The following is an 18,383-nucleotide window of genomic DNA, read 5'->3' on the forward strand; positions in this document are numbered from 1 at the left end:
GGCCCTCAGGGCAGGGCCAGCATGCGTTCCAGGGCGAGCTTGGCGTTGGCCTCGGTCTCGGCGTCCACCTGGATGCGGTTGACCACCCGCCCGTCCGCCAGGGACTCCAGGGCCCACACCAGGTGGGGCAGGTCGATGCGGTTCATGGTGGAGCAGAAGCACACGGTGCGGTCCAGGAAGACCACCTGCTTGTCCTGGTGGGCCCTGGAGAGGCGGCGGACCAGGTTCAGCTCGGTGCCCACGGCCCACGCGGACCCGGCGGGAGCGGCGTCGAGCGTCCTGATGATGTGCTCGGTGGACCCCACGTGGTCGGCGGCGGCCACCACCTCGTGCCGGCATTCGGGGTGCACCAGCACGTTCACCCCCGGGATGCGTTCGCGCACGTCGCGCACCGAGTCCAGGGAGAAGCGGCCGTGCACCGAGCAGTGGCCGCGCCACAGGATGAGGCGGGCGTCGCGGAGCTGTTCGGGGGTGAGGCCGCCGTTGGGCCGGTGCGGGTTGTAGACCACGCAGTCCTCGAGGGAGAACCCGAGCTCGCGGACCGCGGTGTTGCGCCCGAGGTGCTGGTCGGGCAGGAAGAGCACCTTCTCGGCCTGGCCGTACGCCCACTCCAGGGCGCGCCTGGCGTTGGACGAGGTGCAGATGGTGCCGCCGTGGGCACCGGTGAACGCCTTGATGTCCGCGGAGGAGTTCATGTACGAGACCGGGACGGTGCGGTCCGCCACGCCCGCGTCGGTGAGCACGTCCCAGCACTCGGCGACCTGCTCCGCGGTGGCCATGTCCGCCATGGAGCACCCCGCGGCCAGGTCCGGGAGGATCACCTGCTGGGCGTCGGAGGTGAGGATGTCGGCGCTCTCCGCCATGAAGTGCACCCCGCAGAAGACGATGTACTCCGCCTCGGGGCGGGCCGCGGCGTCCCGGGCCAGCTTGAAGGAGTCGCCCGTGACGTCGGCGAACTGGATCACCTCGTCCCGCTGGTAGTGGTGGCCCAGCACGAACACCCGGTCCCCGAGGCGTCGCTTGGCCGCACGGGCCCGTTCCACCAGGTCGGGGTCGGAGGGTGCCGGCAGCTCTCCCGGGCACTCGACGCCGCGCTCGCTGTTCGGGTCGGCGGAACGGCCCAGCAGGAGCAGGGCCAGCGGGGTGGGCTCGGGCTCCCCGTAAGGTCCCGGGGTGAGGTCCGGAGCGTGGGTGGTGGTCACGACACGCACCCTTTCTGTCGGCACGGGGCGGAGACGGGTGCGCACGGATCGCACACGCCACTGACGGTGGGCAGCACCCGACGCGTGCGACCGCGCCCCCGAGCACGCGGGAACCGGCACGGGTGACCGGGCACGGATGGCCCGCACCCGGACCGTGGTCCGCAGCCCGGACCACGGCCGCAGGTCGAACGCGTGAGCATGCTGCTTTTCGTCTAACTGACGTTATTCATCATAGCGCCTTCGCGTCAGTTTGACGCGCCCGGGCATGGAGGTGTGCACCACATCACGACGCCCCAGAAGTCCCCGGTCCGCCATCGGGTGTGCGAGCATTGACCTGGAAGACCAGCGAAGCCAGCGAACTGCCCTGCCCGGAAATGAAACGGGGACCCCGCCGGTTGAAGGCGGCGGCAGCAGTCCGTACGACCCTGGGAGTATGCAGATGACCGTTCAGGACGAGACCACCGCCGACAGCGGCATCATCCTGTCCGACGCCGCCACCAAGAAGGTCAAGGGCCTGCTGGAGCAGGAGGGCCGGGACGACTTGGCGTTGCGTGTCGCCGTCCAGCCCGGTGGCTGCTCCGGCCTGCGGTACCAGCTCTTCTTCGACGAGCGTTCGCTCGACGGCGACGTGGTCAAGGAGTTCGACGGGGTCAAGGTGGTCACCGACCGGATGAGCGCGCCCTACCTCGGCGGCGCCTCCATCGACTTCGTGGACACCATCGAGAAGCAGGGGTTCACCATCGACAACCCCAACGCCACCGGCTCCTGCGCCTGCGGCGACTCGTTCCACTGATCCTCGGCGACCAGGAAGGCGGCGGTCATCCCCGACCCGGGTGACCGCCGCCTTCGTCCATGGGGCGGAGTCATCAGCTCCGGGCGTGCCTGCGGTCACCGGACCGCACGACACGCCCCGTTGAGGCTAGCGGCCCGGCTTCAGCTCCTTGCCGCTGGTGGTGTCCACCACCACGCGGTCCCCCAGCGGCTCGTCCAGTTGTACCCGCTGCTCGAACTGCTTCGCGAGCTCGATGCACGCCCCGTCCGGCTTCTTGTCGGTGCCGGTCACCGTCACCCGCACGGTGTCACCCGACTCACTCGCCTTCGCCGCCCAGTCCTGGCACACCCCGCCCCAGAACCACAGGCTCAGGGTGCGTCCGCGCACGGTGTACGACTCGACCGTCATCGGCATGGGCCTGGCCGCCGGGCCCGCCGGGCCGGTCCTGGCCTCCGGCTCGTCGGGCTCCTGCGGATCGGCGGGAGCCGGGGACTCCTTCAGGAAGGCGGGGTCCACCGCGACCTGTGCCAGCACGAAGCCCTCCTCGTCCCCCGGCTCCAGGGTGAACAGCCAGGACGGCACCAGCGAGGCCTGACCCGACACGCTCTGCGAGGACAGCCCGAACTCCGCCTTGGTGATCCGCAGCGGGGGCGGCGCGGCCGGCTCCGGCGCGCACGGCAGGGTGACGGCGGGCGCCTGCTGGTCCGCGGCCCCCGCCCCCGCCTCGGACTTCTTCTCGGGCCCGCTCGGCGGGCAGGGCGCGATGGCCTCGGTGCTCACCCCGCTGTCCGGCCCGCCCCGCTGCTTGAGCAGCTTCACCGCGCGGTCCGCGCTGATCGTGGGGTACTCAGTCCCGGCGGTGGGCAGCACCAGCCTGCCGTTCGCCGACTCCACCCCGTCCGGGCCCACCAACACCGTGGTGCTCCAACCGTGCGTCGGCAGACCGCCCACCTCCGGGTCGGCGGTGACCGTACGCATCGGCCACTTCGGCCCCAGGGTCACGTCGGCGTCCGTGAGGTCCAGGGCCTTGAACAGGGGATCGGTAGCCCGACGGGCCTCCTCGTCGGAGATCGGCTCCGCCGTGGCGGGCACCTGGGGGGTGGCCTCCGCGCCGTCCACCGAAGAGCCGTCCGCCGTGGGGGCCGGAACCGCCGAGGCCTCCGTGCCCGCGCCCGCGGCCCCGACGTCCGCGCCGGCCGCCGGGCAGGACACGGACCCGTCGCTGAGGTACTCCGGATCGACCAGGCACATCGTGCCGCCGGAACCCGAGTAGCTCCAGACCCCCGGCGCGGTCATGTCCACCCGGAGCACCGCTCCCTGGCGGTCCTTGCCGTCCTCGCGCACCAGCCAGGCGTTCTTGCCCCTGGAGACCGGGCCGTCCAGCCCCAGGGCACGGGCCAGCGCTGCCACGTCCTCGCGGGCCACCACCCCGTCCGACCGGTACACCGGGGCCTCCTCCGGCCCTTCGGGCAGCGGCCCCGTGGTCCGCAGGTCGGCCCCGACGCCCGGGGACCCCGGTGCGTCAACACGGTCCTCGGCCGCACCGACCGGGACGCCGTCCAGGGTCAGCGGCGCCGGCTTGCTCCCGGCGGCGGAACCACTGTCCCCCCCGCCCGTCGCCAGCACCACACCGCCGCCCCCGGCGAGCAGCACCGCCGCCGTCGCGACGGCGATCAGCGCGGTCCGCCGCCGGGCACGCCCCGGCGAGCCTGGCTCGTCGAGCCCGGGACCGGCCTGCGGTGTGTCCTGCGGGGTGTCATCACTCACGACTGCGCTCCTTCGGTTCCGCTCGTCATCTCATCCGGAACTGGCTGGGTTCCGGGGATGTGACGGGGCGACCCCGATTCCGGTTCCCCGCACGGGCGACGGTCGCGGCGCGCGACGCCGGCTCAGTCGCCGTAGTCCGACATGCCCGCCAGCAACCGCGCGGAGTGGTCAGGTACCCGCACCCCGGCGATGTCCCACGAGGTCGCGGTGGCCGCCGGCGGGGTGTGCGGAACGGGCCAGTGGGGGGCCATGCGCACGCCGTCAGCCACCAGCTCGGCGAGTTCGGCCCCGTTGCGCTGGTCCGGGGACCGCGGCACGACCTGCCCGGTTCGGAGAACGGAGGACTGCCTGGACTGGGACATGGAGAACTCCAGGGAACGCGGCCCACCACGACCGTGGGCGTCTGCCGCGACCCTAAGCGCGGCCCGACGGCCACGTCAGCCGTACCCCGCAGTAAGTTGTCCTGTCGATCGGTGGGCCACCGTTCGTCGAGGGTGGGGCCGCGCCCGACCGGTACCGTGACCCCGTCGGCCCCAAGCGCCGGTCGTCCCACCCCGTCCGAGCATCAGGAGCAGCCCGTCGTGCGTATCGCTGTCACCGGTTCGATCGCCACTGACCATCTGATGACCTTCCCGGGTCGGTTCGCCGAACAACTCGTGGCCGAACAGCTCCATACCGTCTCGCTGTCCTTCCTGGTGGACACGCTGGAGGTCCGCCGGGGCGGGGTCGCCTGCAACATCTGCTTCGGAATGGGCGTGCTCGGGCTGAGTCCGATCCTGGTCGGCGCGGCGGGCGCCGACTTCGACGAGTACCGGTCCTGGCTCGAGCGGCACAACGTGGACACCGCCTCGGTGCACCTCTCCGAGGTGCACCACACCGCCCGCTTCGTCTGCACCACCGACGCCGACCACAACCAGATCGCGTCGTTCTACACCGGTGCCATGAGCGAGGCGCGCAACATCGAGTTGCAACCCATCGTCGACCGGGTCGGCGGCATCGACCTCGTGCTGATCGGCGCCGACGACCCGGACGCCATGCTGCGGCACACCGACGAGTGCAGGGTCCGGGGCATCCCGTTCGCCGCCGACCCCTCCCAGCAGCTCGCCCGAATGGACGGCGAGGCCATCCGCCGCCTGGTGGACGGAGCGCGTTACCTGTTCACCAACGAGTACGAGAGCGCGCTCACCGAGAACAAGACCGGCTGGTCGGGAGAGGAGATCCTCTCCCGGGTCGGGACCCGGGTCACCACCCTGGGCGCCCAGGGGGTCCGTGTGGAGCGCACCGGCGAAGAACCCATCGTCGTCGGCTGCGCCGAAGAGGAACGCAAGGTCGACCCCACCGGCGTGGGTGACGCCTTCCGGGCAGGCTTCCTCGCCGGCCTCTCCTGGAACCTCAGCCACGAACGCTGTGCCCAGGTCGGCTGCATGCTGGCCACCCTGGTGATCGAGACGGTCGGCACCCAGGAGTACCAGCTGCGCCCCGGCCACTTCGTGGAACGCTTCACCAAGGCGTACGGCGAGACCGCCGCCGCTGAGCTCACCGCGCACCTCGGCTCCTAGGGCCTGTCTGATGAGTAGCGCCGTCCGCCCGGAGGGCGGGGGTCGCGGCGTCTGGTGCGTGCGATCGCAAGGCGGAGGGTCGTCCTCGTACTGGGCGTACATGGACGATCCCGACAACGCAGCGAGCGTGCGTGCCAGGCGTCACGACCCAGGCGGGAATTATCAGACAGGCCCTAGGAGCCAGGTTCCACCCGCCTGACCAGGTAGGCCGAGCCCCGGTCCGCGCCGAACTCGTGGGCCGGGCGCTCACCCAGGTACTCCTGGCCCCGCATCTCGCACCAGGTGGGGATGTCCAGCCGGGCCGCCTCGTCGTCACTGAGCACTGCGACCGCGGAACCCGCCGGAACCTCCCCGATCCGTCGGGCGAGCTCGATCACCGGCAGCGGGCAACGCCGCCCCAGCGCGTCCACCACCAACGCCGGGGCCTGCGGGTCCGCCGGCCCCGGGCCCTCGATCCCCGACGGCTCCGTCCGGGACGCCGCCGGTCCGGACACCCCGAGGCGCTCCCGCACCCCCCGCACCACCTCGGGCAACACGGCGAGGAAACGGTCAACGTCCGCCCGCGTCGTCCCCAAAGGCAACGACACCCGCACATTGCCTTCGGAGAGCACCCCCATCGCCCGCAGCACATGGCTCGGCGTCAACGTGCTCGACGTACACGAGGACCCCGAGGACACGGCGAACCCCGCCCGGTCCAGCTCGCTCAGCAACGCCTCGCCGTCCACGTACAAACAGGAGAACGTGACCAGGTGCGGAAGCCTGCGCACCGGGTCACCCACCACCTGGACGTCCGGCACCAGCTCCGGCACCCGAGCCCTGATCACGTCCACCAGCTCCGCCAGTTCCGCCAGCCGCGCCGCCTCCGCACGCACCGCCCGCAACGAGGCCGCGGCGGCGACCACCGCCGGCACGTTCTCAAAGCCCGGCACCCGGCCCCGCTCGCGTTCGTCCCCGGGCCACACCGGTGCGAACCGCACCCTCTTGCGCACGGCCAGCAAGCCCACCCCCGGAGGACCGCCCCACTTGTGCGCGCTCGCGGTCAGCAGCGACCAACCCGGCGGCACGTCCAGCCGTCCCAGGCTCTGCGCCGCATCCACCAGCAGTGGAACGCCGGCCTTCCGACACTCCTCGGCCACCGCCGCAACGGGCTGCACGGTGCCCACCTCGTGGTTCGCGGACTGGAGGCAGGCCAGCGCGGTGTCCGCGGTCAACGCCCCGGCGAACGCCTCCGGGGAAACCCGACCCATCCGGTCCACGCCCACCAGCGCCACCGTTCCCCCCGCCGCCTCATGCGCCTCACCCGCGTGCAGCACCGAGGAGTGCTCCACCGCGGACACCACGAGCCGCCGCCCCACCCGTCGGCGCCCCGCCAACGCCCCGAGCACCCCCAACTGCACCGCCTGCGTCCCCGACGAGGTGAAGGACAACTCGTCCGGACGACACCCCACCACCTCCGCGGCGCTCTCCCGCGCCGCGTCCACCAACAACCGGGCCCGCCGGCCCTCCCGGTACAGCCTGGCCGGGTCAGCCCAGCCCTCCTCCAGCGCAGCTACCAGCGCCTGCCGGGCGACGGGATGGAGCGGGGCCGACGAGGCCACGTCGAAGTACGTCATGGGGACATCTTTTATTGTGTTCGCTCGCCGCCGGCCGCTTTGGGGTGCCCCTGCCGGCGTTCCTCAGCCGGCTCCCTCGTTCCTCGGTCGCTGGCTTCGTCTCTTGGCAGGGGCGCGGCCTTTGGCTCGCTCACGTCTGCGCGTCGTCGGGGTTCGGGTGCACGACACTGCGGCCTTTGTTGGTGTTCGCTCGCCGCCGGCCGCTTTGGGGTGCCCCTGCCGGCGTTCCTCAGACCTGCTCCCTCGTTCCTCGGTCGCTGGTCTTCGTCTCTTGGCAGGGGCAGCGGTCCGCGGCGCCAGCCGCATGGTGTCACTGCGGCTCGCTCACGTCTGCGCGTCGTCGGGGCGGGGGTGCACGACGCTGCACCCCTTGTTGTGTTCGGTTGGGGAGCCTCCGTCTGGGTTCCCCGACGCCGCGCTCCCTCGCGTGGGGTTGGGCCGTTGGAGGGGAACGCTCCGGTGGAGGGGGTGGTCCACATGGCTGTGTGGGGAGCTGGGGTGGTAGCCCGGAAGGGAGGAGAAAGGAGCGCCACGCCGGGTTAGCGCCACCTGCTCGCACGACCCCAAAAGGCGTCCAGTAGGGTTTGGTCCGCATAAACATCAAACCCCTGCCCGCGCAAGGGCCGGACCGCCACAAGGCCGGCGGCCAGGCACGAAGCCGCGGGCGAGACTCTCGGGAAGGCGCTACGTGAGTCCCAACGGCTCCGACCGCTCACCGCGGCGCTCGATGCGGCGGAGGCTGCCGCAGGCGATCGCCGCGGGCCTGGTCCTGGTGACCGCCACCGGTTGCACCTACGAAGACTTCCCCAGGCTCGGTCTGCCCAGCCCCGCCACGGAGCAGGGGCCAATCGTGATCCGCCTGTGGCAGGGCTCCTGGGCTGCCGCACTCGCCATCGGCGTGCTGGTGTGGGGCCTGGTTCTGTGGGCCGTCATCTTCCACCGTCGTAGCCGCACCAAGGTGGAGGTGCCCGCACAGACCCGGTACAACCTGCCCATCGAGGCGTTGTACACGGTGGTTCCCCTGATCGTCATCGCTGTCCTGTTCTACTTCACCGCTCGGGACGAGTCCGAGTTGATGGAGACCTCCAAGAAGCCGGACCACGTGGTGAACGTGATCGGCTTCCAGTGGAGCTGGGCCTGGAACTACATGGAGAACGTGGACGGCGACCCGGCCACGCCCAAGACCCCGCTCAAGGACCAGCCGGAGCTCGAGGCGATCGACAACGACTGGCTGGACAGGGTTCCCGAGGGCGCCGAAGGGGTGTACGAGTTCGGTACCCCTGGCAAGCCGCCGACGCTGGTCCTGCCGAAGGGCGAGAGCGTCCAGTTCATCCTGACCTCGCGTGACGTCATCCACTCGTTCTGGGTGCCGAGCTTCCTGTTCAAGATGGACGTCATTCCCGGTCACACCAACCGGTTCGAGATCACCGCGACCAAGGAGGGGACGTTCCGCGGCAAGTGCGCCGAGCTGTGCGGTGTCGACCACTCCCGGATGCTCTTCAACGTCAAGGTCGTCTCACCCGCCGAGTACCGGGACTACCTGAAGACCCTCGAGGACAAGGGACAGACCGGCTACCTGAAGGCGGGCATCCCGACGTTCCGGGACACCGAAGAGGCCAAGGAGCTCGAGAAGCACCCGGCGGGAAGTGAGCACAAGTGAGCATCCCCAATCAGTTCAAGGGTGCCGCCACGGCGTCTCCCGCGGGCGAGGCGGCCGCCTCGCTGCCGGCGGCCCGCCGGAAGTCACCGGGTCAGATCGTGGTCAAGTGGATCACCACCACCGACCACAAGACCATCGGCACGATGTACCTGGTCACCTCGTTCGCCTTCTTCTGCATCGGTGGCCTGATGGCGCTGCTGATGCGCGCTGAGCTGGCTCGCCCGGGGCTCCAGGTGATGTCGAACGAGCAGTTCAACCAGGCGTTCACCATGCACGGCACGATCATGCTGCTGATGTTCGCCACCCCGCTGTTCGCCGGCTTCGCCAACTGGATCATGCCGTTGCAGATCGGCGCCCCGGACGTGGCGTTCCCCCGGCTGAACATGTTCGCGTACTGGCTGTACCTGTTCGGCTCGCTGATTGCGGTGGCTGGCTTCCTCACCCCGCAGGGCGCCGCGGACTTCGGCTGGTTCGCCTATGCGCCGCTCTCCGACGCGGTGCGTTCGCCGGGCATCGGCGCCGACATGTGGATCATGGGCCTGGCCTTCTCCGGCTTCGGCACCATCCTGGGCGCGGTCAACTTCATCACCACCGTCATCTGCATGCGCGCCCCCGGTATGACCATGTTCCGGATGCCGATCTTCACCTGGAACGTGCTGCTCACCGGCGTGCTGATCCTGCTGGCCTTCCCGGTGCTCGCCGCCGCGCTGTTCGCGCTGGAGGCGGACCGGAAGTTCGGAGCGCACATCTTCGATCCAGCCAACGGCGGCGCGTTGCTCTGGCAACACCTCTTCTGGTTCTTCGGCCATCCAGAGGTCTACATCATCGCGTTGCCGTTCTTCGGCATCATCTCCGAGGTCGTCCCGGTCTTCAGCCGCAAGCCGATGTTCGGCTACATCGGCCTGGTGTCCGCGACGGTGATGATCGCCGGTCTGTCGGTGACGGTGTGGGCGCACCACATGTTCGCCACGGGTGGCGTGCTGTTGCCGTTCTTCTCCTTCATGAGCCTCGCCATCGCGGTGCCCACCGGTGTGAAGTTCTTCAACTGGATCGGAACGATGTGGAAGGGGTCGCTGAGTTTCGAGACCCCGATGCTGTGGGCCATCGGCTTCCTCATCACCTTCACCTTCGGTGGTCTCACCGGCGTCATCCTCGCCTCGCCGCCGATGGACTTCCACGTCTCCGACACCTACTTCGTGGTGGCGCACTTCCACTACGTGGTGTTCGGCACCGTGGTCTTCGCGATGTTCTCCGGGTTCCACTTCTGGTGGCCCAAGTTCACCGGGAAGATGCTGGACGAGCGGCTCGGCAAGATCACGTTCTGGACGCTCTTCCTCGGGTTCCACGGCACCTTCCTGGTGCAGCACTGGCTGGGTGCCGAGGGCATGCCGCGTCGCTACGCGGACTACCTCGCCGGTGAGGGGCTCACCACGCTGAACACCTTCTCCACCATCTGCTCGTTCCTGCTGGGCCTGTCGATCCTGCCGTTCTTCTACAACATCTGGAAGACTGCCAAGTACGGCAAGAAGGTCGAGGTGGACGACCCCTGGGGCTTCGGCAGGTCGCTCGAGTGGGCCACCTCCTGCCCGCCCCCGCGGCACAACTTCGTCTCGCTGCCGCGCATCAGGTCCGAGTCCCCGGCCTTCGACCTGCACCACCCGGAGATCGCCGCGATGGACCGGCTCGAGAACCACAGCGATGACAGTGACCTGGTGCTGGTCGGGCAGGCCGAGGTCAAGAAGGAGGGCCTGGAGTGAAGGTCCAAGGCAAGCTGTTCTTCGGCCTCGCCGTCTTCCTGTTGGCCATAACGATCCTGTACGGCGTCTGGTCGAAGGAGCCGGCCGGCACCACGGCGCTGGCCCTGGCGTTCGGCCTGACCCTGATGATCGGCTACTACCTGGTGTTCACCGCACGCCGGGTGGACACCGGAGCGCAGGACCGCAAGGAGGCTGACGTCGCGGACGACGCCGGCGAGCTGGGCTTCTTCGCCCCGCACAGTTGGCAGCCGCTCGCCCTGGCGATCGGTGGCGCACTGGCCTTCCTGGGCATCGTCTTCGGCTGGTGGCTGCTGTTCTTCTCGCTCCCGATCTTCGCCATCGGCCTCTTCGGGTGGGTGTTCGAGTTCTACCACGGCGAGGACCAGCGGTACTGAGTTCCGGACCTCACCGAGCTGCTCCCACCGGGGCCCGACCACGACACACCGTGGTCGGGCCCCGGTGCGTGCGGGCCGGAATAGGGCCGCACGAGTGGCCGCACCACCCGGGCGGCTCAGCGAACGACCGCCCGGCTGAGTGCTCCTGCTCCGTCTTCCTACGCTGAGGGGGACTCATAGCATGGGAGGCAGAGGTGTCCCAGATACGGTCACACCGCCCCCGTCACCGCCGCGCGGCGTACGGGGCACTGATATCCGTGCCGGTGGCTGCGACGGTCCTCGCCTGTTCGGGTCCGGCCCCGATGGCCACACCCCCCAACGACCTGGCCGGCCAGGTCGATGTCCGACCCGCTGACGGCAGCGAGAAGGTGGACCCCGACCGGGAGATCACCGTGGACACCAGGGCCAAGGGCAGCCGGATCACCGACGTCGTGGTCACCGACGCCTCGGGGCGGCAGGTCAGGGGCAGGCTCTCGCCCCGGGGGGAGCACTGGCGCAGCAACACCTCGCTGGCGGCGGGGGTGCGCTACACCGTCCGGGTACAGCTCATCACCCGGGAGGGAGACACCGGCCTGGGGGCCTTCGGGTTCACCACCGCTCCCGCGGACAAGCTGCTCCGGGCCACCTTCGGGCCGGAGGGCAAGCGGTACGGCGTGGGGCAGCCGATCACCGCCCAGCTCAGCCACAAGGTCTCCGACCGCGCCGCACGGGCCGTGGTGGAGCGCGGACTTCGGGTCTCGTCGCACCCCCAGCACACGGGTCGGTGGTACTGGGTGGACGACCGGACGCTGCACTACCGACCCCGTGAGTACTGGCCGGCCCACGCCACCGTGACGGTGCACAGCAACCTGCACGGTGTGCGCATCCAGGAAGGCCTACACGGCGGTTCGAGCCGCCCGCTGAGCTTCACCACGGGGGACAGGGTGGAGGCGGTGGTGGACGCCGCGGCGCACCGGATGACGGTGCACCGGAACGGCCGAACGGTGCGGAGCATCCCGGTGACCACCGGCAAACCCGGCTTCGCCACCAGGAACGGGACCAAGGTGGTCCTCTCCCAGGAGGAGACGGTGCGGATGACCGGCAGCAGCATCGGCATCCCCGCGGGGAGCGCCGACTCCTACGACCTCCAGGTCCGCTGGGCCACCCGGGTGACCTGGAGCGGGGAGTACGTGCACGCGGCGCCCTGGTCGACCGGGAACCACGGGGTGGCGAACGTCAGCCACGGCTGCACGGGGATGGGCACCGAGGCCGCCCGCTGGTTCTTCAACCTGGTCCGGCCGGGTGACCTGATCACCGTGATCAACAGCGAGGGCGAGCAGATGACGCCGTTCGACAACGGCTTCGGCGACTGGAACCTCACCTGGGAACAGTGGCGCCGGGGGAGTGCGGTGGAGCAGGAGACGGCGCTTCGCGAGTCGACCGCGCCGGCCCGGCTCAGCCCCCAGACCACCTAGGCACCACCCGCGGGCACGAGAAAGGGAAGGGCCCCGGTCACGGACGGCTGTCCGAGACCGGGGCCCTTCCTTCGGCCCTGAGCGTCGATCAGTGGTGGCCGCTGGTGATCTCCGCGTGCTCCTCCGCGGTGGGCTTGGGGATCTGCCCGCCCTCGCCGAAGTAGCCGCGCGAGAGCCGCGCCCGCAACTTGTCGGTGAGCTTCACCTTGCGGGCGACGCCGTTCTCGTCGACCGCCCCCTCGACCTTGAACGGCTTGGGCTGTTCGTGTTGGGTCAGGACGTAGAGCCGGTCCTGGGACAGCGGCTCGTGCACCTCGATGAACTCGCCGTGCGGCAGGCGCTTGATCACACCGGTCTCCCGGCCGTGCAGCACCTTGTCCCGGTCCCGACGCTGGAGGCCCAGGCAGATCCGCTTGGTCGCCATGAAGACCAACACCGGGACCACGAAGATACCGATGCGGATGAACCAGGTGATCGCGTTGATCGACAGGTGGAAGTGGGTCGCGAACAGGTCGTTGCCGCCACCGATGAGCAGCAGGATGTACAGGCTGATCCAGGCCGCGCCGAGCCCGGTGCGGACCGGGACGTTGCGCGGGCGGTCCAGCAGGTGGTGCTCCCGCTTGTCACCCGTGATCCACGACTCGATGAACGGGTACACGCCGATGGCCAGCAGGACCAGTGGGAAGACCATCGCGGGGATGAAGACCCCCAGCGCCAGGGTGTGACCCCAGGCGTTGATCTCCCAGCCAGGCATCACCCGGATCAGGCCCTCCGCGAAGCCCATGTACCAGTCTGGCTGGGCGTCCGTGGAGACGTGGTCGGGTCGATAGGGGCCGTAGGCCCAGATCGGGTTCACCGTGGCGATCGCCGCCATGATGGAGATGACGCCGAAGACGATGAACATGAAGCCGCCGGCCTTGGCCATGTACACCGGCATGAACGGCTGGCCGACCACGTTGCTGTTGGTGCGGCCGGGGCCGGGGTACTGGGTGTGCTTGTGGTAGATCACCAGGAACAGGTGCACCACAAACAGACCCACCATGATGCCCGGCAGCAGCAGGATGTGGATGCTGTAGAACCGCGGGATGATGTCCGTGCCCGGGAACTCGCCCCCGTACAGGAAGAACGAGAGGTAGGTGCCGATCAACGGCGTGGACAGGATCGCGCCCTCCATGAACCGCACGCCCGTGCCGGACAGCAGGTCGTCGGGGAGCGAGTAGCCCAGGAAGCCCTCGAACATGGCGAGGAACAGCAGCGTCCAGCCGACCAGCCAGTTGATCTCACGCGGCTTGCGGAACGCGCCGGTGAAGAACACCCGCATCATGTGCACCACGAGTGCGGCGACGAAGACGATCGCCCCCCAGTGGTGGATCTGCCGGATCAGCAGGCCGCCGCGCACCTCGAAGCTGATGTCCAGCGTCGACTTGTACGCCTCGGACATGTGTACGCCCTGCAGGGGCACGTACTCGCCGTCGTAGACGACCTCGCCCATGCTGGGGTTGAAGAAGAGGGTCAGGTAGACGCCAGTCAGGATCACGATGATGAAGCTGAACATGGCGATCTCCCCGAGCATGAAGGACCAGTGGTCCGGGAAGATCTTGCGCAGGTTGGCCTTCGCCAGGCCGTAGATACCCAGCCGACCGTCTGCCCAGTCGGCCGCCTTCAGCGCCGCCGGGTCCTTGCGGACCGGCTTCGCGTTGTCGGTAGTACTCATCCGCGCTCCCAGAAGCTCGGGCCGACAGGCTCATCGAAGTCGCCCAGAGCCTGTAGGTTGCCCTCTTCGTTGACGCTGATCCGAAGCTGCGGGAGAGGGTGACCCGCGGGTCCGAAGATCACGCGTGCGCCGTCCGCCAGGTCGAACGTGGACTGGTGGCACGGGCACAGCACGTGGTGCGTCTGCGACTCGTAGAGGCTGATCGGGCAGCCCACGTGGGTGCAGATCTTGGAGAAGGCCACGATGCCCTCGTAGCCCCAGTCGCGCTCGCGCTTGTCCTTGATGTCGTCGGGGTTGAGCCTGACGATCATCAGGGCCGCCTTGGCGATCTGCTCCAAGAAGTCGTGGTCTTCCTCCTCCAGGCCCTCGGGCACGGCGAAGACCAGGGAACCCACGGTCACGTCGGAAGGCTTGATCGGCAGCCCGGTGTTCTGGTTGATGAGCTGCTTGCCCTTCCCCCACAACGTGTGGCGGAGCTTGTCCTCGGGCAGCGGGCCGAGGTCACGCAGCAGCACCACGCCGGAGAGCGGCACCAGGGCCAGCGCGCCGAACATGGTGTTGCGGATCAGCTTCCGGCGCCCCAGCACGCTGTCCTTGGCACCCTCGGCGAAGTCCGCCAGGACCTGCTGGCGCAGCTCGGGGGAGGCCGCGATGGGGTGCCGCTCCTGCGGGATCTCGTGCCCGGACATCAGCGTGCGGGCCCAGTGGACGGCGCCGGCGCCGATGGTGAAGAGCGCCACGCCGAGGGTGAGCCCCAGGGCGAAGTTCAACGCGTTGACGTGACCGAACGGCCAGATGTGCACGATGGTCGTCCGGTCGATGACGACGAACGAGGCGATGAACCCGATCGTCGCCAACATCGACAGGGTGAACATGAAGGCGATGGCGCGCTCGGAACGTGCGGCGGCGTCCTCGTCGATGTCCTGCCGGCGCGGCTGGTGGGGCGGCAGGCCCGGGTCGGGGAAGGACGGGGTGCCGGTCTCCTCCACCTCTCCGGAGTGGCCCGTCGGCCGGTCCGGGAGGTTCCCGCCCTTGATGTCGTCGCTGCTCATTAGCTCCTCGCCTTGGCGTTCCTGGCGGCGATCCAGCAGGCCAGCGCGATCAGCGCGCCGAGGCCGAAGATCCAGCCGAACAGGCCTTCGGTGACCGGGCCGAGACGTCCGAGGGACAGTCCGCCGGGGTTGGGGCTGTCGCTGGCCGTGGCGTTACGGACGAACGCCGTGATGTCCCGCTTGTCGTCCTCGGGCAGCAGGGTGTCCGGGAAGACCGGCATGTTCTGCGGCCCGGTCAGCATGGCCTCGTAGATGTGCTTGGCGCTGGAGCCTTCCAGACTGGGTGCGTACTTCCCGTCCGTCAGCGCTCCGCCCTGGCCGTTGAAGTTGTGGCACTGCGCGCAGTTGGTGCGGAACAGCTCCCCGCCGTTGGCGAGGTTGGCGCCCTTGGAGTCGTAGCTCTTCTCGCTGGGGACGCTGGGGCCGGGGCCGAAGGTGGAGATGTACGCGGCGAGCTGGTCGATCTCGGCCTGGCTGTAGATGTTCTTCTTCTTCGGCACCTGGGCGCCGGGCTGCTGGGCGGGCATCCGGCCGGTGCCGACCTGGAAGTCGACCGCCGCGGCGCCGACACCGGTCAGCGGGGGACCGTCACTGCTGCCTTCACCGCCGGTGCCGTGGCAGCTCGAGCAGCCGACGGCGTAGAGCTTCTTGCCCTCCTCGATCGCGAGCGACTGGGAGGACGAGTCGGCCTTCGCCTTCTCGGCAGGCGCAAGCGCGGCATACAGTCCCCCGGTGGCCGCGAGCGCGAAGAGTAGGACGACGAGCGCCGCCATCGGGTGGCGCCGTCGCACGGAGAGCTTTTTCACGGATTACCCCGGTATCAGGATCTTCAGCGTCTGTGTTCTTCGTGGCTCGTCGAGCCGGTGCACCTGGTCGGACGACCGGACATCGTCTGATTACTTGATCAAGTAGATCGTGGCGAAGAGGCCGATCCAGACGACGTCGACAAAGTGCCAGTAGTACGACACGACGATCGCGGAGGTGGCCTGCTCGTGGGTGAACCTCTTGGCGGCGTACGTCCTGCCGAGGACGAGCAGGAACGCGATCAGACCGCCCGTCACGTGCAGCCCGTGGAAGCCGGTGGTCAGGTAGAACACCGAGCCGTACTGGTCCGACGAGATGGTGAGGCCCTCGTGCTTGACCAGCTCGGTGTACTCGAAGACCTGGCCGCCGATGAAGATCGCGCCCATCACGAACGTGATGCTGAACCAACGGCGCAACTTCTTGACGTCACCCCGTTCCGCGGCGAACACGCCGAGCTGGCACGCAAGGGAGGACAGCACCAGGATCATCGTGTTCGTCATCGAGAACGGCAGGTTCAGCGCGTCGTTCTTGGAGTCCCAGAACTCCTGTCCCGACACCGAACGTGCGGTGAAGTACATCGCGAAGAGGGCCGCGAAGAACATCAGCTCGGAACTCAACCAGATGATGGTTCCCACGCTGACCAGATTCGGCCGGTTGACCGAGGGATGCGCGTGCCCGGTATCTACAGTTGCTGTCGCCACGACCGACATTATGTCGGTCGCCTGAGCCGCCCCCTCCGCGGGGGTCCCCTTCGGAGTGTCAAGCCCCTCCGGGGGTGTGTGGCGGCCCGGTGTCCCCGTTCCGGAAGGCGCCGTCCCCCTCCGCTGCCCACCGTGCCCAGGGGGTTCCCGGGAGCCGCACCTGCTGGGAACCCACCCGGCGGAGTAACATCCCGGCCAGTAGCCGGGATCACTTCTGGGGGTACCGCACCATGCAGGACAGCGTGCGCAGGACGACCGCAACCGTGCTGGTCTACAGCGACGACGCCAACACGCGTCAGCAGGTCAGGCTCGCCGCGGGCCGCCGCCCGGCCCCCGACGTGCCCCAGGTGGAGTACCTCGAGTGCGCCACCGTGCCCGCGGTGCTCGCCGCGCTGGAGCTCGGGGGCGTCGACGTCTGCGTCCTCGACGGGGAGGCGGTCCCGGCCGGCGGCATGGGGGTGTGCCGCCAGATCAAGGACGAGATCTTCCGCTGCCCGCCGGTGCTGCTGCTGATGGGGCGCCCGCAGGACGCCTGGCTGGCCACCTGGAGCCGGGCGGACGCGGCGGTCAGCCACCCCGTGGACCCGATGGCGCTGGCCGAGGGCCTCGCCGGACTGCTGCGCCGGTCGGAGCGCGACCTGGCCGCGTCCTAGGACCCCGTCTGGCCCGGTGCGGTCCGCCCGCTCCCCGGGCCGTCGGTGGTGGGCTGCTCGCGTCCCGCTCGACGCGGGGCCGTCCCCCCATCTCGGCTGACGGACGCAGGGGGTCGGTTCCCCCCGTTGGCTCAGTAGGCTGGTCCGCACCTTCCTACTGTCCCTCGCCCCACGTGCGAGGAGGCCGACCGCTGGAGTGTGGACCATGAGCGATGCGACCCGGACTGACGGCGACCGCGCGCAGGCCCGCACCTGGCCGGCCGTGCTGAACTCCCTGCTGGGCGGGAAGGACCTCAGCGCGGACGACACCGCCTGGGTGATGGACCAGATCATGAACGGCGAGGCGACCAGCGTCCAGATCGCCGGCTTCGCGGTGGCGCTGCGCGCCAAGGGTGAGACCGTCGCCGAGGTGACCGGTCTGGTGCGGACGATGTACGAGCACGCCAGGCTGATCGAGGTGCCGGGTCCCACCGTGGACATCGTGGGCACCGGCGGTGACGGGGCCAAGACCGTCAACATCTCTACGATGTCCTCGGTGGTGGTGGCGGGTGCCGGGGTCCGGGTGGTCAAGCACGGGAACCGTGCCTCGTCCTCCGCGAGCGGGGCGTCCGACGTGCTGGAGCAGCTCGGGGTGAACCTGGAGCTCTCGCCGCGGCGGGTGGCCGAGGTCGCCGAGGAGGCGGGCATCACCTTCTGTTTCGCGGTGAAGTTCCACCCCGCGATGCGGCATGTGGCCCAGGCCAGGCGTGAGCTCGGGATCAGCACCTCGTTCAACTTCCTCGGTCCCCTGACCAACCCGGCACGGGTCATGGCCCAGGCCACCGGCGTCGCCGACGCCCGGATGGCGCCGATCATGGCGGGGGTGCTGGCCGAGCGGGGGGTGTCGGCGCTGGTCTTCCGCGGCGACGACGGGCTGGACGAGCTGACCACGACCGCCACCTCACAGGTGTGGCGGGTCCGGGACGGCCGGGTCACCCAGGAGGCGTTCGACCCCCGGGACGTGGGCATCGAGCTGGTCCCGGTCCAGGCCCTCAGCGGTGCTGACGCGGCTCACAACGCGGACGTGGCCAGACGGGTCTTCGCCGGGGAGCGTGGGCCGGTGCGCGACGCGGTCCTGCTGAACTCGGCCGCGGCCCTGGTCGCGGCGGACCAGACCGACGCCCCGCTCGTCGAGCAGCTCGCGGCGGGGATGGAGCGGGCGGCGGAGTCCATCGACTCCGGTGCCGCCGCGCTCACCCTCACCCGCTGGGTGGAGGCGACCAAGGAGTGACCCCGCCCGG

16 protein-coding genes are annotated in these 18,383 nt (G+C 69.6%); 8 read left to right on the top strand and 8 right to left on the bottom strand.

All coding sequences use genetic code 11. The annotated features are described in order from the left end of the window. Positions 1-5 precede the first annotated feature (5 nt). The gene (nadA, locus tag A3IG_RS0105735) at positions 6-1,211 is read right to left on the bottom strand and encodes a quinolinate synthase NadA (protein WP_026219928.1); all 1,206 of its coding nucleotides are present in this window, start codon (positions 1,209-1,211) and stop codon (positions 6-8) included. 430 nt (positions 1,212-1,641) lie between these two features. Here nadA and A3IG_RS0105740 point away from each other — a divergent pair, with 430 nt between their 5' ends. Beyond that, positions 1,642-1,995: a HesB/IscA family protein gene (locus A3IG_RS0105740; protein ID WP_026219929.1), complete on the top strand. Its 354-nt coding sequence runs from the start codon at positions 1,642-1,644 to the stop codon at positions 1,993-1,995. A gap of 126 nt (positions 1,996-2,121) precedes the next feature. Here the strand turns inward: A3IG_RS0105740 and A3IG_RS34115 are convergent, their stop codons facing one another. Together A3IG_RS34115 and A3IG_RS0105750 are read right to left on the bottom strand one after the other, a co-directional pair. Beyond that, positions 2,122-3,741: a hypothetical protein gene (locus tag A3IG_RS34115; RefSeq protein WP_018382589.1), complete on the bottom strand. Its 1,620-nt coding sequence runs from the start codon at positions 3,739-3,741 to the stop codon at positions 2,122-2,124. Between the two features lie 122 nt (positions 3,742-3,863). After that, on the bottom strand, positions 3,864-4,103 hold the full coding sequence (locus A3IG_RS0105750) for a hypothetical protein (protein ID WP_018382590.1): 240 nt from the start codon (positions 4,101-4,103) through the stop codon (positions 3,864-3,866). 219 nt (positions 4,104-4,322) lie between these two features. Between A3IG_RS0105750 and A3IG_RS0105755 the strand changes: the two genes are divergently transcribed. Continuing rightward, positions 4,323-5,300 carry a carbohydrate kinase family protein gene (locus A3IG_RS0105755; RefSeq protein ID WP_018382591.1) on the top strand — a complete coding sequence of 326 codons (978 nt, stop codon included), beginning with the start codon at positions 4,323-4,325 and terminating at the stop codon, positions 5,298-5,300. A gap of 173 nt (positions 5,301-5,473) precedes the next feature. On the opposite strand, the gene A3IG_RS0105760 is transcribed toward A3IG_RS0105755, so the two are convergent. Next, the gene (locus A3IG_RS0105760; protein ID WP_018382592.1) at positions 5,474-6,913 is read right to left on the bottom strand and encodes a cysteine desulfurase/sulfurtransferase TusA family protein; all 1,440 of its coding nucleotides are present in this window, start codon (positions 6,911-6,913) and stop codon (positions 5,474-5,476) included. Positions 6,914-7,601: 688 nt separating this feature from the next. Here A3IG_RS0105760 and ctaC point away from each other — a divergent pair. The 4 genes from ctaC to A3IG_RS0105780 all read left to right on the top strand — a co-directional run bounded on the left by ctaC (position 7,602) and on the right by A3IG_RS0105780 (position 12,179). Next, complete coding sequence (gene ctaC, locus A3IG_RS0105765) at positions 7,602-8,573, top strand: aa3-type cytochrome oxidase subunit II (protein WP_018382593.1); 972 nt, start codon at positions 7,602-7,604, stop codon at positions 8,571-8,573. Further along, positions 8,570-10,330 carry an aa3-type cytochrome oxidase subunit I gene (gene ctaD / locus A3IG_RS0105770; protein ID WP_018382594.1) on the top strand — a complete coding sequence of 587 codons (1,761 nt, stop codon included), beginning with the start codon at positions 8,570-8,572 and terminating at the stop codon, positions 10,328-10,330. Before ctaC ends, ctaD begins: the two co-directional genes overlap by 4 nt. Continuing rightward, positions 10,327-10,725: a cytochrome c oxidase subunit 4 gene (locus A3IG_RS0105775; protein WP_018382595.1), complete on the top strand. Its 399-nt coding sequence runs from the start codon at positions 10,327-10,329 to the stop codon at positions 10,723-10,725. Before ctaD ends, A3IG_RS0105775 begins: the two co-directional genes overlap by 4 nt. Positions 10,726-11,027: 302 nt before the next feature. Beyond that, a complete protein-coding gene (locus A3IG_RS0105780) occupies positions 11,028-12,179 on the top strand; it encodes a L,D-transpeptidase (RefSeq protein ID WP_018382596.1) in 1,152 nt (383 codons plus the stop codon). A gap of 88 nt (positions 12,180-12,267) precedes the next feature. Here A3IG_RS0105780 and qcrB read toward each other — a convergent pair whose 3' ends face one another. From qcrB to ctaE, 4 genes are all read right to left on the bottom strand, one after another. Then, on the bottom strand, positions 12,268-13,893 hold the full coding sequence (gene qcrB, locus A3IG_RS0105785; RefSeq protein ID WP_018382597.1) for a cytochrome bc1 complex cytochrome b subunit: 1,626 nt from the start codon (positions 13,891-13,893) through the stop codon (positions 12,268-12,270). Next, positions 13,890-14,945, bottom strand: a complete 1,056-nt coding sequence (qcrA, locus tag A3IG_RS0105790; RefSeq protein ID WP_018382598.1) for a cytochrome bc1 complex Rieske iron-sulfur subunit — start codon at positions 14,943-14,945, stop codon at positions 13,890-13,892. The genes qcrB and qcrA overlap by 4 nt, the downstream gene beginning before the upstream one ends. Beyond that, the gene (qcrC, locus tag A3IG_RS0105795) at positions 14,945-15,751 is read right to left on the bottom strand and encodes a cytochrome bc1 complex diheme cytochrome c subunit (RefSeq protein WP_026219932.1); all 807 of its coding nucleotides are present in this window, start codon (positions 15,749-15,751) and stop codon (positions 14,945-14,947) included. Before qcrC ends, qcrA begins: the two co-directional genes overlap by 1 nt. A 90-nt stretch (positions 15,752-15,841) precedes the next feature. After that, a complete protein-coding gene (ctaE, locus tag A3IG_RS0105800) occupies positions 15,842-16,459 on the bottom strand; it encodes an aa3-type cytochrome oxidase subunit III (protein ID WP_026219933.1) in 618 nt (205 codons plus the stop codon). Between the two features lie 221 nt (positions 16,460-16,680). Here ctaE and A3IG_RS0105805 point away from each other — a divergent pair, with 221 nt between their 5' ends. Both A3IG_RS0105805 and trpD read left to right on the top strand, forming a co-directional pair. Further along, positions 16,681-17,103 (top strand): hypothetical protein, encoded by a 423-nt coding sequence (locus A3IG_RS0105805; protein ID WP_018382601.1) that lies wholly within the window; start codon positions 16,681-16,683, stop codon positions 17,101-17,103. Between the two features lie 205 nt (positions 17,104-17,308). Beyond that, complete coding sequence (gene trpD, locus A3IG_RS0105810; RefSeq protein ID WP_026219934.1) at positions 17,309-18,373, top strand: anthranilate phosphoribosyltransferase; 1,065 nt, start codon at positions 17,309-17,311, stop codon at positions 18,371-18,373. The last annotated feature ends 10 nt before the right edge of the window (positions 18,374-18,383 follow it).

It is taken from the genome of Wenjunlia vitaminophila DSM 41686 (assembly GCF_000380165.1).
GTDB lineage: Bacteria > Actinomycetota > Actinomycetes > Streptomycetales > Streptomycetaceae > Wenjunlia > Wenjunlia vitaminophila.

What these genes read in the sequence shown, in the direction of transcription:
- A3IG_RS0105760 (WP_018382592.1), bottom strand. Translation starts at nt 6,913, where the DNA reads ATGACGTACTTCGACGTGGCCTCGTCGGCCCCGCTCCATCCCGTCGCC.
- A3IG_RS0105780 (WP_018382596.1), top strand. Translation starts at nt 11,028, where the DNA reads ATGGCCACACCCCCCAACGACCTGGCCGGCCAGGTCGATGTCCGACCC.
- A3IG_RS0105740 (WP_026219929.1), top strand. Translation starts at nt 1,642, where the DNA reads ATGACCGTTCAGGACGAGACCACCGCCGACAGCGGCATCATCCTGTCC.
- ctaE (WP_026219933.1), bottom strand. Translation starts at nt 16,459, where the DNA reads ATGTCGGTCGTGGCGACAGCAACTGTAGATACCGGGCACGCGCATCCC.
- trpD (WP_026219934.1), top strand. Translation starts at nt 17,309, where the DNA reads ATGAGCGATGCGACCCGGACTGACGGCGACCGCGCGCAGGCCCGCACC.
- A3IG_RS0105750 (WP_018382590.1), bottom strand. Translation starts at nt 4,103, where the DNA reads ATGTCCCAGTCCAGGCAGTCCTCCGTTCTCCGAACCGGGCAGGTCGTG.
- A3IG_RS0105805 (WP_018382601.1), top strand. Translation starts at nt 16,681, where the DNA reads ATGCAGGACAGCGTGCGCAGGACGACCGCAACCGTGCTGGTCTACAGC.
- qcrB (WP_018382597.1), bottom strand. Translation starts at nt 13,893, where the DNA reads ATGAGTACTACCGACAACGCGAAGCCGGTCCGCAAGGACCCGGCGGCG.
- qcrA (WP_018382598.1), bottom strand. Translation starts at nt 14,945, where the DNA reads ATGAGCAGCGACGACATCAAGGGCGGGAACCTCCCGGACCGGCCGACG.